The organism is Microbacterium sp. AISO3 (assembly GCF_002204305.1).
Taxonomy (GTDB): Bacteria; Actinomycetota; Actinomycetes; order Actinomycetales; family Microbacteriaceae; genus Microbacterium; species Microbacterium arborescens.
Genome location: NZ_NHRF01000014.1, coordinates 25,520 through 39,487, shown reverse-complemented (window position 1 = coordinate 39,487; position 13,968 = coordinate 25,520). Strand labels below are relative to the sequence as shown.

The window sequence follows — 13,968 nt, the reverse complement described above, 5'->3', positions numbered from 1 at the left end:
GGTCGGGCTCGCAGTCGGGGTCGGTGCGGGTGTCGGGGTCGGGCTTGCAGTCGGGGTCGGTGCGGGTGTCGGGGTCGAGCTTGCACCCGGGATCGGGCTGCTGGGCACCGTTGGGCTCGGGCTCGGGCTCGAGCTCGGGCTCGGGCTCGGGTTCGGGGCGGCTTTGGTCGGCGACAGGCGGGGGAGGATGCCTGCACGGGGAGCGGTCTCGGCATCATCGGTATCGGACCGGCCGTCGGTGAGCGGTTCGTCCCCGTCGTGGGGAGGCGCGTCGGATGGCGCGGTCGGCGGTGTAGAGGTCTCGGAGGCGGTGGGCGGGTCATTCGCGGCGTCCGTCGCGGGATTCGACGGATGCGGCAGCGCCTCGGTCGTGCTCGCGGGCAGCTCCGCCGGACCGAGGAGCGGAGCGGCGAAGGCGATCGCCGTCCCGGCCGCAGCGACGACCGCGAGGTGAAGCAGGGGATGGCGCCACCCCGAGCGCGCGGCGGAGCTGCCGGGGCGGAGGTGGCCCGGGGTGCTGACCGCGCCGGCTGCGCCGCTCGGGCCGAGCGCGAAGGTCGCGACCTGCGCTGCTCCCGACTGAGTCCAGGCGGCGTACGACGCGGTGGCGGGAATGCCGACGACGAGGGGCAGCAGCACGAGCGCCAGGCGGGACGACACGTCGCGCGCTTCGGCCCACGCCAGCGCGCAGCCGTCGCACTCCGCGAGGTGCTGTTCGACGCGCCGCGCGTCGCGCCGCGCGAGCGCGGATCGCGCGTGGGTGCCGAGCATCTCGAGAGTCCGGCGGCATTCCTCCGAGTCGGCCCGGCGCAGCTGAGCGGAGACCCAGGCATCGCGGAAACCGCGCCGGGCGCGCACGACCAGGGCGGATGCCGCGTTGGGCGCGAGCCCGAGCAGCGGAGCGAACTGCCGCGGTTTCAGGCCATCGACCTCGCTGTACCAGAGCGCTTCCTGCCAGCGGGTCGGAAGCGTCGCGAAGGCCGACGCGACGGCGCTCGACTCGAAGCCCGCGATCACCGACCGTTCGGTGTCGGGCGACGCCTCGTCGGCCGCATCCTCGAGATCGGTCGCGAACGTGCGCTGCTGCTGCGCGCCCCACTCGTGCGCCACGTTGCGCACCGAGGTGAGCAGGTAGGGGCGGAACCCCATCGACGGGCCGCCACCGCGCCGGATCGCCGACAGGATGCGAGCGAACGCCTCCGCGACGACATCGTCGGGATCGAGCGATGAATATGCGCGGGCGACGGCGTGAGCGGCGGCCGAGTGGCGTACCCACAGCTCACCGTAGGCATGCTGATCGTGGTTCCGTGCGCGCTCGACGAGGGCGTCATCGGAGGCCGGCTCCGTGGGCATGGCCGTGTTCCATCCGTTCGAATGCCATCCGGACCCCGACCCGGATGAGAATTCACTCATCGTAGCGAGTCGAACTGAGAGGGCGAGGAGCCCGGTCGCGGGTTCAGGTGCGGTCTCAGCCGGGCGAGCGGGTCTGCCGACGAGCGTTCCGCGTCACCGATCGCCTCGAAATTGCGGAGGTGGCGGGTCAGCGCCGCAAACGTCTCGGGTGTGAACGCATCGCACGAGAGCACTGCCGCGACCGCTCCCTCGTCCCGCAGCTTGTCGACCACGAGGATGAGCTGCGCAGGGCCGGTCTGATCGTCGATCGTGCGGGATGAGCAGACGAAGCCGACGTGACCGCGCTGCCACGTCCGGTCGCGCCAACCCTGCCATCCCCACACCACGCGCACGGCGGCGCCGCGGACCTCGATGCGCGACGGGCGGATCGCGCCCTCGGGGGCGGACTGCCGAGCCGCGCGCGTCCGCCGGCTCGCCCAGAACGGGGCGCGGAAGACGGCGTCGCCGGCCCGGTCGCGTCGGAGTGCTGCGCGGGGCTGCGCGCCGGAGCCGATGACAGCTGCGGGTGATGCCGGAAGAGCGTTGGTCGCTGCGTACATGCATCGAGAGAAGCCGGATGTCGCGAATCGTGACGCGGAACGGCGAAATCTCTTTGCGCGGGTGAGTTCGGCGCTGGTGAGTTCGGCGCTGGCGGGGGCTCGTCGGCTGGTTTCGCTTGCTCGTCGATTGCTCGTCCATTCCTCCCCGGAATGGGGCTGGTTCGTCTCATTGTAAGTAGAAGATGTGTTCGATCATGGTGTCGGAGGGTGCTACCACAATAGGAACATGGCATCGAATAGCGCTGGGAGGCTCGGAGGCGGCGCGGCCGCGGATGCGTCGCCGCACGCCGACGCGTTCTCCGTGTTCGCGGAGGCGCTCGACCAGTTCCATGCCGCTGATGTCTCGCGGGTTCGTGCGTTGGCGGAGCTGGGTCGGTCGGCGTTGCGTGAGGCGCGCCGTGATGGGGTGCGGGGGATGGCGTCGGACATGGAGCTGCGGTCGGTCGCGGCCGAGGCGGCGGGGATGGCGCGGCTCACCGACCGGCGGTTGCAGGGTGAGATCGACCATGCGATGACCGTCATCGACGACTACCCCGCGGTGTTCGAGGCCTGGGTTTCACGGCGGATCGAACGCGGACATGTCGATGTGGTCGTGCGGGTCGGCGCGGGGGTGCCGGTCGAGGTGCGGTCGGCGTACGCGGAAGCCGCGATCGCGGTGTGCGAGCGGGATGTGCCCTCCCGGGTGCGAGGTGCGCTCGAGGCTCTGGCGGCCCGGCTGCACCCGCAGACATTCACCGAGCGGCACAAGACCGCGGTCGCGGAACGGTGCGTGCGGGTGTTCCACGGGTCCGATGGGATGTCGAACCTCGTCGCCAGTCTGCCCACGGTGATCGCGGCGGGGATGCTCGACCGGCTGACTCAGATGGGACAGTCCGTGAAGGACGCCCGGGTGGAGAGTGCCGGAGCGGACGGGGGCGCGGATGCTGGCACGGATGTTGCTGGCGCCGGCGGCGCGGATGGCGCTAACTCGGGCGATCCGGATGCCGCCGGGTCGGGCGAGCCCGCCGACACACGGACCATGGATCAACTGCGGGCCGACATCCTCGGCGACCTCGTCCTCGGCGGAGCACCGGTGGTCGACCCGACCTACGGGACCGACCGGCCCGGTGGACTCGGTGCCATCCGGGCGCGGGTGCAAGTCGCCGTCACCGCCGAGACGCTGATGGGGCGCGATGACAACCCCGCCGAAGCTGTGGGCGCCGGGCTGATCGACTCCGACACGGCACGGCAGCTCGCCGGGCAGGTCAGCGAGTGGGACCGGCTCTTCATCGACCCGGTCACCCGGACCCCGGTCGAGATCGACACCTACCGGCCCACCGCATCGATGAAGAAGCTCCTGATGGCCCGGGACCAGCACTGCCGGTTCCCCGGATGCCGACGCGCCGCCATCCGCTGCGAAATCGACCACACCATCGATCACGCCCTCGGCGGGCACACCCACATCTTCAACCTCGCCCACCTCTGCCAACGACACCACTCCATGAAGCAATTCACCAAGTGGGAAGTCCGGCAGCTCGGCGGCGGGGTCCTCGAATGGACCTCACCCCTCGGCAGGGTCTACCGCGAAGACGTCCCCATACCCGCGGTGTGCTTCACCATCGACACCGAGGACCCGCCACCGGATGCGGGAACCGGCGGACTGCTCCCGGGTGAGCCGCCACCATTCTGAACCTGCATCCGGGGTGGACAGCCTTCCTCGGCGCGGGCAGTGCGTCCACTGATGCTCCGAATTCGCGTCACGATTCGCGTGACACGGCTTCTCTCTCGCGACGATGCGACAGTCGCGTCGCATCTCGAGTACTTCCGGAGGCCCATCGTGACGATCGAGCGCCGCGCCATCCTGCATCCGAGCCGCACCCATGAACTACGCGCGACGGCACATCGCGTCGTGAGCGGCAGCCTGCCCGGGGCCCGCTCGGGGTGGCCGACTCAGGTCGACCTGGCCCGGCTGCGCACACTCGACGTGGGCACGACGCCGCAGCTGTGGACCGAATCGAACATCCACCTGCTCGAGGGCATGCTCATCGCCCACGTGCGGCTCGACGACCTCGACGGCGCGCTCGCCCTCATCGACGCCCACTTCACCGAGGGCCGTCTGCGCGGGCGCGCCGTGCTGGGGCTCGACTCGATGGCGTCGCTGTTCGCCGCCGTCGCCGAGGCCTACGCCTCGGCCGGGCGCCCGCGCGACGCGGGCCTGTACGTCTCGCGCGCACTCACGTTCGCCGACAGCGACAGCGTGCGCTACCGCGCCGCCGCCGTGCAGACTCTGGCCCTCGCGGTGAACGGCGAGTTCGCATCCGCGAAGTCCGCCCGAGAGGCCTGCGCCGAGCTGTCGCGGTCGAACCGCTGGAACGCCTCGGACACCGACCATGCCCTCGCCCTCGCCGACATCCTTCTGGCGGTCGGGGCCGTCGACGCGGCCCGGGTCGAGCGTGCCGCGGCAGTGCTTCGTTCGCTCGCGCCGCGAGATCCGTATGCGCAGCACGCCGCCGCCACCGCCGACGCCATCGCTCAGGTGATGCTCGGCGATGTGGTGACGGGAGCCGCGGGCCTGCGGACCGTGCTCGGTGGCGCCTGGTCGCACCTCAGCCACCGACTCGTGCGACAGCTCGCGCTCTCGGTCCTCGCCGAGGCGACGCTCGCGCAGGGCTCAGCCCGTCGTGCGCTCGCGCTGCTCGACACGCAGGTCCCGCCTGCCAGCCACGCGGTCTGCTTCAACGCTCAGCGCGCGGCAGCGTACCTCGCACTGGGCGACGATCGCGCGGCGCTCGAGGTGACCGACGGATGCCTCGAGCTCGGGACCGGGCACTGCCCGCGCACCCTCGCGATCGTCCTGGTGCGGCGTGCCGTCGCTCGCGACCGCGTCGGGCAGCGCGAGGTCGCCGACGACCTGTTCGACGAGGCGTGCGGCCTCGCCGTGCACGCCGGCGACCTGGTCGGTCCGTTCCTGACGGTCCCGCAGACGCAGCTGACGCCGCTGCGGGAACGGCTTCGCGCGCGCCACCCCGATCTCGCGGCACGGGTCGCCGAGGCGAGTGATCGGTTCCGGCTCCTCGAACCCCGCGCGTCGGCGCAGGCGCTGCCCGCCCTGACGCCCCGCGAGCGGTCCGTCGCCTCCGCGCTCCGCGGCGGCAAGACCTATGCCGAGATCGCGGGCGAGTTCACCCTCTCGGTCAACACGATCAAGACGCAGCTACGGTCGCTGTACGCGAAACTCGGTGCCTCGACCCGCGACGAGGCGGTGAGCATGCTCGAACGCCACGGCTTCTACCTCTGAGCGCGAGCCTCGCCGTGCCCGGACCGCTCGATGTCGGCTCCTTGCAGCGGCGGACGTCAAGCCGGCCCGCTCCTGCCCGGTCGCGCTTAAGCTCAAGCAGTGGGCAGATTCTTCTACGACAACGCGGCCAACTTCGTCGAGATCGACGATCGTGCGCTCGCACACCTCCGGCTGGTCCTGATGACCAAGCTGCGGCGCGGTGAACCGCTGATGTTCGAGACGACGTCGCCGCACGGCACGAGCCGTCGCGACTTCTGGCTGCACCCCACGATCTCGGTCCAGTTCCAGTTCGCCGGCAGCCGCCAGCCGCAGATCAACCCGAAGTGGATCGACGCACTGATGGAATCGGCCAACAGCGCCGACGGCCTGCGGATGGTGCCCGAGCCCCAGGCTTGATGACCGCAGGCTTACGCGGCACTTACGTTACAGTGCCAATCTCAGGCTCCGACGTGTCCTTCCCGCGGGTGATCGCCCGCTCATGGGAGCGTCGGGTCAGAGAGCAGTGGGGCGGTACATGCAAGACGCTGGGGAGGGTCGGAGCCTCGACCCCGATTGGTGGGCGACGGGGGTCGCCGGGGGGAACCTCGCCGGCGGGCGGCTGCGCGGCGACAGCCGCACCGTCCGAGCGGGCGACGTCTTCGTCGCGCTCGGCCGCGACGAACGGGTCCGCGGCCACATCACGCAGGCGCTCGAGCGCGGCGCGGCTCTGGTCCTGACCGACACGAGCGTCACGCACGTGGATGCGCGCGTGCGCGGCATCCCGCATCTGGCGACGGCCATCGGGCGGCTGGCCGACCAGTACACCGGGCACCCGTCGGCGAGCATGACCCTCGTCGGCGTCACCGGCACGAACGGCAAGACCTCGACGGTGCAGCTCCTCGCCCAGAGCTGGGAGCTCCTCGGACAGCGCGCCGCGACCATCGGCACGCTCGGCGCCGGCCTGTTCGGCGCCCTCGCCAAGACCTCGCTCACGACGCCCTCGGTGGTCGACATGCACGAGCTCCTCGCCGACATCCGTCACGCCGGCGCCGACGCGGTCGCGATCGAGCTCAGCTCGCACGCCCTCACCCAGGGGCGCGTCGACGGCTGCCACTTCGACATCGCCGCGTTCACGAACCTCACCCGCGACCACCTCGACTACCACGAGTCGATGGAGGCGTACGGTCAGGCCAAACAGGGCGTCTTCCGGCTGCCCGGGGTCCGCGCGGCGGTGCGGAACCTCGACGATCCCTACGTCGCGGCAGTCGCGCTGCCGATCGGGATCGAGGACGTCGGCGTATCGACGGGCGGCGTGCCCACGGCGGCGGTCCGAGCCGACGACATCCGCGTGCGCCCCGACGGCGCCGACTTCGCCCTCACGATCGACGGCGCGCGCTTCGACATCGCCTCGCCGCTCATCGGCCGCTTCAACGTCGACAACCTCACGATGGTCGCGGGCATCCTCCGCGCGCAGGGCGTGGCGCCCGACGCGATCGCGCGAGCGGTGGGCGCGATCGGCCGGGTTCCCGGACGCATGCAGGTCGTATCGCCCGGCGCCGGGCCGCAGGTCATCGTCGACTACGCCCACACCCCCGACGCTCTGCGGCAGGCGCTCATCGCCCTCTCGGGCGGCCCGGGCCGGCTCACCGCGGTGTTCGGCTGCACCGGCGACCGCGACCGCGGCAAGCGGCCCGAGATGGCCGTCATCGCCGAGGAACTGGCGCATGCCATCGTCGTGACCGACGACGATGTCCATCACGAGGACGGCGACGCCATCGTCGCCGACATCCTCGCCGGGTTCCGCTCGGTTGAGAACGTCCGCGTCGTCCGCGACCGTGCCTCGGCCATCGCCGCGGCCGTCGCCGATGCCGGACCCCGCGACACGGTCCTCATCGCCGGCAAAGGCCATGAGTCGGTGCAGATCGTCGGGGACGACGCCGTCGCCTCCGACGACGTCTCGATCGCCGCGGGCGCGCTTCGCGCATGGCGCGAGACGCACGCGCTGCTCCCCGACGGACGGTAGTTCGATTCATCACCGTATCCAGCAGGAAACGGCGGGTTTTTTCATTCGGGATATGACAAAATTCCACGTGATGAGCGACGACATCCCTCGGGTCCCCGTGCGGACCAAGACCCTCCTGGAAGAGTGGGTCGCCGAGTTCCTCGAACAGGGGAAGACGCCCGGCGTCACGGTCAAGGTCGCCATCCAGGACGGCTCGGACGGTCTCGACACCGGACTCGTCATCGTCCATCTCACGAACGCGCCCGCCGACATCTACATGCAGCCGCGAGCCATCGACGATCCCGAGTGGGAAGCGACGCTCACGGCGCGCTCCGACGACCTCACCCTCACGCCGTACCAGATGGCGGGGCTGGCCGCCGAGGTCGCCTTCGCGGGCAACCTCTGCACCTTCCTGCAGTTCAAGTCGATCGAGTGGGACCGCATGACGGGCATGCGCTGAGCGCGCCACGACGGTTCCTCGAGACGCTTCCCCTAGACCATCGCGCCCTGCCTGGCAACGGCTGCGTTCCCCCGTGCTCGCGTGCCGACAATGGTCGCGATCGCGAGCTTCCACCGTGGATGCCTCGGTGGAAGGAGATCGTCATGGCCGCAACGAGCGGGCGCGGAGTCGCCGTCGTCACCGGAGGAAGCGCGGGCCTCGGGCGAGCCATCGTCCGCGAGCTCGCACGCCGCGGCTGGGACGTCGCCGTCCTGGCGCGCGGGCGTGACGGGCTGGACGGCGCCGTCGCCGACATCGAAGCGGCCGGGCGGCGGGCGCACGCGGTGCCGGTCGACGTGGCCGACGCGGATGCCGTCGACCGCGCCGCCGCCGACGTCGAGAGCACCCTCGGTCCGATCGACCTGTGGGTCAACAACGTCATGTCGGGCGCGATCGCCACGTTCCTCGACACGTCGGCCGACGACTTCGACCGCGCGACGGCCGTGACCTACCTGGGCACCGTCAACGGCACGCGCGCGGCGCTCCGGCGGATGCGCGACCGCGACCGCGGCCACATCATCCAGATCGGATCGGCGCTCGCCCACCGCGGCATCCCGCTGCAGGCCGCCTACTGCGGGGCGAAGCACGCGATCCACGGGTTCACGGATTCCGTCGTCTCCGAGCTCACCCACGAGAAGAGCCGCGTCGCCGTCTCGATCGTCGACATGCCCGCCCTCAACACGACCCAGTTCGGGTGGGTGAAGTCGAACTTCTCACAGCATCCGCAGCCCGTCCCGCCCATCTTCCAGCCCGAGGTCGGAGCGCGAGCCGTCGCCGACGTCGCCGACCGGCCCCGCCGGCGCACGTGGGTGGGGGAGTCGACCGTCGGGCTCATCCTCGGCACCCGCGTCGCGGGCCGCTTCCTCGACTGGTACCTGGCGAAGAACGCGTGGGAAGGCCAGTTCGCGCCGGGCTCGGCGGCATCCGGGACGGCCCCGAACCTGTACGAGCCGGTGCCGGGCGACCACGGCGCCCACGGTGCGTTCGACGACCGCGCGCGGGGCGGGAGCGTGCAGACCTGGGCCATCCGCCACCGCGGCCCGCTGTACGCAGCGGCATCCGCCGCCGCATCCGCGGCGGTCGTGGGAGCCATCGCCGGCGCGAAGGCCGTGCTGCGGCGGTGACGAGCGCCGGCTCCATCGTTGACTAATCCGGTTAAGTCCGGTTCGCTGGCACGCGTCGGCACCTCGCCGGCGACAGCGAACTCAATGAGGAGCATCATGTCGAGGATCCCCCGTCCCGCCCGCCGTTCCGCCGCGCTCGCCGCCCTGGCGGCGGCCGCTCTGGCCGCAGCCGGGCTCGCGCCCGCGACCGCGGCCACGGCGGCATCGACCGACCCGCTGACCGTGGCGTACGTCGAGGTCAACAGCAACGAGCTGCGCACGGTCGGCGACTACGAGCTCGCCGACGGGTCGAACGCCTTCGATGTCGCGATCATCTTCGCGGCCAACATCAACTCCGACGGCAACGCGGCCACACTGCACCTGAACGATCAGGTGACCGCGACCCTCGAGAACGCCGACACGCAGATCCGGCCGCTGCAGGACAAGGGCATCAAGGTCACCCTGTCGCTGCTCGGCAATCACCAGGCCGCCGGCTTCGCCAACTTCCCGTCGCAGCCCGCGGCCGCCGCCTTCGCCGACCAGGTCGCCGCGGTGGTCGAGCAGTACGGTCTCGATGGCGTCGACATCGACGACGAGTGGGTGTCGTACGGCTCGAACGGCGTGCCGGCGGCGAACGCCGATTCCGCGCGCTGGCTCGTCGACGCGCTCGATGCGAAGCTCCCCGCGGGCAGCATCATCTCGCTCTACGACATCGGGGAGGCGGCCGCGAGCCTGAAGTCGGCTCCGGCATCCGTGCTCGACAAGCTCGACTACATCTGGAACCCCTACTACGGCCAGTACAACGTTCCCGCGTACCCCGGCGTCGGCAAGGACCGGCTCGGTCCCGCCGCGATCGATCTGACGCAGACATCGGCCGCCACAGCGGCGAACCTCGCCCGTCGCACCGTGCAAGAGGGCTACGGCGTCTATGTGACGTACAACCTGACCGCGGGCGACCGCAGCGCCTACGTGTCGTCGTTCACTCGCGAGCTCTCGGGACAGGAAGCGGTCTACGTCGGCTGATGCTTCCCGTCTCTCCGAAGAGCCCCCGGGTCCGCCGCGCCGTCCCCGCTTTCACGCCCGCCGACACCGCCGAGACCGACCCGCGTCGCTGCTTCCGCATCGACGTCGGGGTCGGGGCGGCTCAGACCGACCTGCCGGACGTGAGCGAGCTCCCCGAGCTCCGCGGGCGCCGCGTCGCGGCGGGGGAGCAGCTCGTCGTCGAGATGCTCCCGGTCGCAGTGGACGCCCGTGGCGGCGCAGCGGACGACCGCTATGCGGCGACCGCCGTGACCGTGGACCTCGTGTTCGACGACGGGGGCACGCTCTCGGGCGCCGGCGTGCGGGACCAGTACGGCGATGCGCTCGCCCCCGGGGCCCAGGCGCGCGCGAAACGCATGTGGGTCGATCAGTGGAACCGTCGGACGATCGACCTCGGAGCGGTCGCCGGGCGCCGGATCGCGGCCGTCCGCGTCGTGTTCGGCCCGAGCGTGCACCGGCGCACGGTCTTCGTCGCGCCGCCCACCGTCGAGCCCGCGCCGCCCCGTCCGGACCATCTGCTGGGATGGGCCGACACCCGCCGCGGCACCCGGGGGTCGGATCGCTTCTCGCGGGGGAACACCGCCCCCATCGTGACCCTGCCCCACGGCGGGGTGTTCGCCCTGCCGATGACCGACGCCGCGGCGGGGAACTGGCCCTACCGGTACCAGGTCGACCGGCCGGCGATCGAGGCCTTCGCGACGAGCCACATCCCGAGCCCCTGGATCGGCGACCGCGGGGTGTTCGAGATCATGCCGAGCCCGAGCGCGCGACCCCACCGCGACCGCCGGAGGCGGGCGCGCCGATTCGACCGCGCCGACGAGCTCGCCGCGCCGCATGAGTACCGGGTCGAGCTCGACGGCGTGTCGGCGCTGCTGACGGCGGCCCGCCACGCGGTGGGGATGCGGTTCCGCTCGCACACGGACGAGCTCTCAGTGGTCGTCGACCACCTCGGCGAGGCCGTCTCGGCCGCGTGGGCGGAGCGCGACGGGGCGCTGCACCTCGACGTCCACCTCCGCGACGGCGGCGACCGCCCCGACCATCACGTGCACGCCGTGCTGCCGGGCGTCCGTCGCCACGATCTCGCGCTCTCGCGCGGCACGCTCCGCGGTGCCATCGTCTTCGAGCGAGCCGATGCCGACATCGTCATCGGGATGTCGACGATCGACGCCGAGCAGGCGGCCGAGAACGCCCGAGCCGCCGGCGGCATCGACGACATGCGGGCGGCGGCCGAGGCCGCCTGGCGCGGAGCGCTCGATCGGGTCGAGATCGACGGGCTCGACGGCATCCCGCGCGACACCCTGCGCTCGATCGCCGGGTCGCTCGCCCGCGTCTTCAGCTACCCGAACGCTCACGACGAGCCGTCGCCCGAGGGCCCCCGCTACCGCAGCCCGATCGACGGCGTCGTGCGGCCGGGCGTGTATTCGTCGAACAACGGATTCTGGGACACCTATCGCACCGCCTGGCCGCTGATCGGTCTGCTCGCCCCGCGCACCGCCGCGGCCCTCGCCGACGGTTTCGTGCAGCATTTCCGAGATGCCGGGTGGGTCGCCCGGTGGAGCGCGCCGGGCCCGGTCGACTCGATGACGGGCACGACGAGCGACACGGTCTTCGCGGGCCTCGATGCCCTCGACGTCGCGATCGACACGCGGGAGGCCTATCGCTCGGCGCTGCACCACGCCACGGTGCCCTCGACCGACCCGCGTGTCGGACGCAAGGGGCTGCGTCCCGCGATCTTCCGCGGCTTCACCGACACCGCCACCCACGAGGGCATGTCGTGGACGCTCGACAACGCGATCAACGACGCCGCCGCCGCGCGGCTCGCCCACGCGCTCCTGCGTCAGTCGAAGGATGCCGCCGAGCGCGATCGCCTCGCAGCCGAAGCCGAGTACCTCGGGCGCCGCGCGCTGGCCTACCGCTCGGTGTTCCGTCCCGGCCTCCGCCGGCACGGCGACACCGATCTCGGCTTCTTCCTCGGGCGACGCCCCGACGGGGACTGGCGGGTGCGCGCCGAGGATTTCGACCCCGCCGAGTGGGGGCACGACTACACCGAGACCAACGCGTGGGGCACGATGTTCACCGCGCCGCACGACGGTGCCGGGCTCGCCGCGCTGCACGGGGGCGAGGCCGCGCTCGGCGCCGCGCTCGACGTCTTCTTCGCGACGCGCGAGACGGCGGACCCGGGCCTCGTCGGATCCTACGGCTTCGTCATCCACGAGATGAGCGAGGCGCGGGATGTCCGCATGGGCATGCTCGGGCTGTCCAATCAGCCCGCACACCACATCCCGTTCATGTACTGCTTCGCCGGGCGGCACGACGACGCCCACCGCATCGTCGTCGAGGCCCGCGACCGGCTGTTCGTCGGATCGGACATCGGCCAGGGGTACCCGGGCGACGAGGACAACGGCGAGATGTCGGCGTGGTACCTCTTCGCGGTCCTCGGCCTCTACCCGCTCGTGCCCGGTTCGGGCGAGTTCGTGCTCACGCCGCCCCTGCTGCCCCGCGTCGTGCTGCATCCCGAAGGACGCGGGCGTCCGCTCGAGATCATCACGACCGGCGCCGGGCTGCCCTACATCCGCGAGGTGCGGATCGACGGGCGGGCGTGGGAGAGCGTCGCGGTGCCCGCGGCGGTCGTCCGCGGCGCCGAGCGCATCGAGGTGGTGCTCTCCGACGAGCCGACGGGGTGGGCCCGGCAGACGCGGCCCACATCGTTCAGCACCGAGTTCGCGGCCGAGCCGCTCGACGACCTGCTCGAGGTCAGGCCGCGCTCGGTCACCGATGACACCGGCGACACCGTCCTGCGCCTCGAACCCGGCGACGCCGTCGAGCTTCCCCTGCGAACGTCCGCGGGCGTCGGCCTCTACACCGTCACCCCGGCAGGCCCACCGGCGACGGCATCCTGGCGGCTGCGCGGGCGCACCGTCTCGGGGAAGTGGCGCGAGCTCGACGAGCGCGTCGACGAGGCTTTCGAGACCGCATCGCAGACGCGCCCCTTCGCCGTGCGGGGCGATGCCGGGGCGCCCCTCGCGGCCGTGCGCTTCGAAGCGACATCCCGGATCGACCTCGCTCAGGTGGAGGCGTTCGCGGGCGCCGTGCTCTCGCGCGCCGACAGCGCCGGCGGGGCCGCAGCCACGGACGCTACCGGGGCGTCCGATCCGATGACCTCCATCAGCGTCCGGGCGGCGAGCTCGCCGAGGGCGTAGGTGTCGCGCGTGAGCGCGGTGATGGAGGGGCGCACCAGCCGCATCGCGATCGAGTCGTCGAAGCTCGCGACCGATACGGCGGCGGGGACCGGGACGCCGAACTCCTGTGCGACGCGCAGCCCCGCGAGGGCCATGACGTCGTTGTCGTAGACCAGCGCGGTCGGCCGCTCGTCGCCGCCGAGGAGCGCCCGCGTGGCCTCGGCCGACTGCTCCGCGGAGTAGTCCGTCTCAATCGACATCGGCGGCGGGGCGTCATAGCGCCGGGCGCACTCGCTCAGGGCGGACCGGCGCAGCTCGGTGTGCTCGAAGTCGAGGGGGCCCGTCACATGCGCGACGCGGCGGTGCCCGAGGTCGAAGAGGGTCTCGAACAGCGCCGTCGCCACGGCGTGGTCGTCGATCCAGACACTCGGGATCGCGGCGTCCGTGCTCGGATGGCTGCCGATCTGCACCGCCGGCAGGTCGAGCTCGGCCAGGAGCGCGATGCGGGCGTCGTCCCGGCGCGGGTCGACGACGATCACCCCGTCGACCCGTTGCGTCGCCTGCCAGGTGCTGTACGCCGCGAGTTCCTCCTCGAGAGAGGAGACGACGAGGGTCTGCAGCCCGGTGTGGGTCTCGGAGAGCCCGGCCTGGATGCCGGCCATCAGCTCGGGGAAGAACGCCTCGGTGCCGAGGGTCCGGGCGGGGCGGTTGATCACGAGGCCGATGACGTCCACGCGCGAGCGTCCCAGCGCCAGGGCGGCGGAGTTGGGGCGGTAGCGCAGCTCGGCGGCGACGGCGAGCACGCGGTCACGCAGCTCGGCGCTGACCCCGGGTCTGTCGTTGAGCGCGAACGACACCGCCGCCTTCGACACGCCGACCCGGTGGGCGATGTCGGCGATGGTCGCCCGTTTCCGCGGTGTCGACATCCGCTCCTCC

10 protein-coding genes and 1 pseudogene are annotated in these 13,968 nt (G+C 71.9%); 8 read left to right on the top strand and 3 right to left on the bottom strand.

The window, feature by feature from the left end:
* Both CBF90_RS15385 and CBF90_RS15380 read right to left on the bottom strand, forming a co-directional pair.
* Positions 1-1,353: sigma-70 family RNA polymerase sigma factor (locus tag CBF90_RS15385; protein WP_088381015.1), on the bottom strand; the 1,353-nt coding region annotated here is incomplete at its 3' end.
* A 56-nt stretch (positions 1,354-1,409) separates the two neighbouring features.
* Entirely contained in the window at positions 1,410-1,952 is a 543-nt protein-coding gene (locus tag CBF90_RS15380; RefSeq protein ID WP_071919108.1) for a hypothetical protein, read from the bottom strand.
* 226 nt (positions 1,953-2,178) lie between these two features.
* On the opposite strand from CBF90_RS15380, the gene CBF90_RS15375 reads away from it, so the two are divergent.
* The 8 genes and pseudogenes from CBF90_RS15375 to CBF90_RS15340 all read left to right on the top strand — a co-directional run.
* Entirely contained in the window at positions 2,179-3,621 is a 1,443-nt protein-coding gene (locus CBF90_RS15375) for an HNH endonuclease signature motif containing protein (RefSeq protein ID WP_088381014.1), read from the top strand.
* 78 nt (positions 3,622-3,699) lie between these two features.
* Entirely contained in the window at positions 3,700-5,229 is a 1,530-nt protein-coding gene (locus tag CBF90_RS15370; protein WP_172407871.1) for a helix-turn-helix transcriptional regulator, read from the top strand.
* A 99-nt stretch (positions 5,230-5,328) separates the two neighbouring features.
* On the top strand, positions 5,329-5,625 hold the full coding sequence (locus tag CBF90_RS15365; RefSeq protein ID WP_023954266.1) for a hypothetical protein: 297 nt from the start codon (positions 5,329-5,331) through the stop codon (positions 5,623-5,625).
* A 118-nt stretch (positions 5,626-5,743) separates the two neighbouring features.
* Positions 5,744-7,231, top strand: a complete 1,488-nt coding sequence (locus tag CBF90_RS15360; protein ID WP_172407870.1) for a UDP-N-acetylmuramoyl-L-alanyl-D-glutamate--2,6-diaminopimelate ligase — start codon at positions 5,744-5,746, stop codon at positions 7,229-7,231.
* Between the two features lie 70 nt (positions 7,232-7,301).
* The gene (locus CBF90_RS15355) at positions 7,302-7,670 is read left to right on the top strand and encodes a hypothetical protein (protein WP_036304791.1); all 369 of its coding nucleotides are present in this window, start codon (positions 7,302-7,304) and stop codon (positions 7,668-7,670) included.
* Between the two features lie 143 nt (positions 7,671-7,813).
* Positions 7,814-8,833, top strand: a complete 1,020-nt coding sequence (locus CBF90_RS15350; RefSeq protein WP_088381017.1) for an SDR family oxidoreductase — start codon at positions 7,814-7,816, stop codon at positions 8,831-8,833.
* Positions 8,834-8,929: 96 nt separating this feature from the next.
* Positions 8,930-9,835: an endo-beta-N-acetylglucosaminidase H gene (locus tag CBF90_RS15345; RefSeq protein WP_023954274.1), complete on the top strand. Its 906-nt coding sequence runs from the start codon at positions 8,930-8,932 to the stop codon at positions 9,833-9,835.
* Positions 9,835-12,507, top strand: a pseudogene (locus CBF90_RS15340) (glycoside hydrolase domain-containing protein); the annotation flags it as partial. The gene CBF90_RS15345 and the pseudogene CBF90_RS15340, both read left to right, overlap by 1 nt.
* A 410-nt stretch (positions 12,508-12,917) precedes the next feature.
* Here CBF90_RS15340 and CBF90_RS18845 read toward each other — a convergent pair.
* Positions 12,918-13,958: a LacI family DNA-binding transcriptional regulator gene (locus tag CBF90_RS18845; RefSeq protein ID WP_242435699.1), complete on the bottom strand. Its 1,041-nt coding sequence runs from the start codon at positions 13,956-13,958 to the stop codon at positions 12,918-12,920.
* Between the last annotated feature and the right edge of the window lie 10 nt (positions 13,959-13,968).

Bases quoted from the DNA above. Each gene is read 5' to 3' on its own strand.
- CBF90_RS15350 (WP_088381017.1), top strand. From the start codon at position 7,814: ATGGCCGCAACGAGCGGGCGCGGAGTCGCCGTCGTCACCGGAGGAAGC.
- CBF90_RS18845 (WP_242435699.1), bottom strand. From the start codon at position 13,958: ATGTCGACACCGCGGAAACGGGCGACCATCGCCGACATCGCCCACCGG.
- CBF90_RS15380 (WP_071919108.1), bottom strand. From the start codon at position 1,952: ATGTACGCAGCGACCAACGCTCTTCCGGCATCACCCGCAGCTGTCATC.
- CBF90_RS15345 (WP_023954274.1), top strand. From the start codon at position 8,930: ATGTCGAGGATCCCCCGTCCCGCCCGCCGTTCCGCCGCGCTCGCCGCC.
- CBF90_RS15355 (WP_036304791.1), top strand. From the start codon at position 7,302: ATGAGCGACGACATCCCTCGGGTCCCCGTGCGGACCAAGACCCTCCTG.
- CBF90_RS15375 (WP_088381014.1), top strand. From the start codon at position 2,179: ATGGCATCGAATAGCGCTGGGAGGCTCGGAGGCGGCGCGGCCGCGGAT.
- CBF90_RS15360 (WP_172407870.1), top strand. From the start codon at position 5,744: ATGCAAGACGCTGGGGAGGGTCGGAGCCTCGACCCCGATTGGTGGGCG.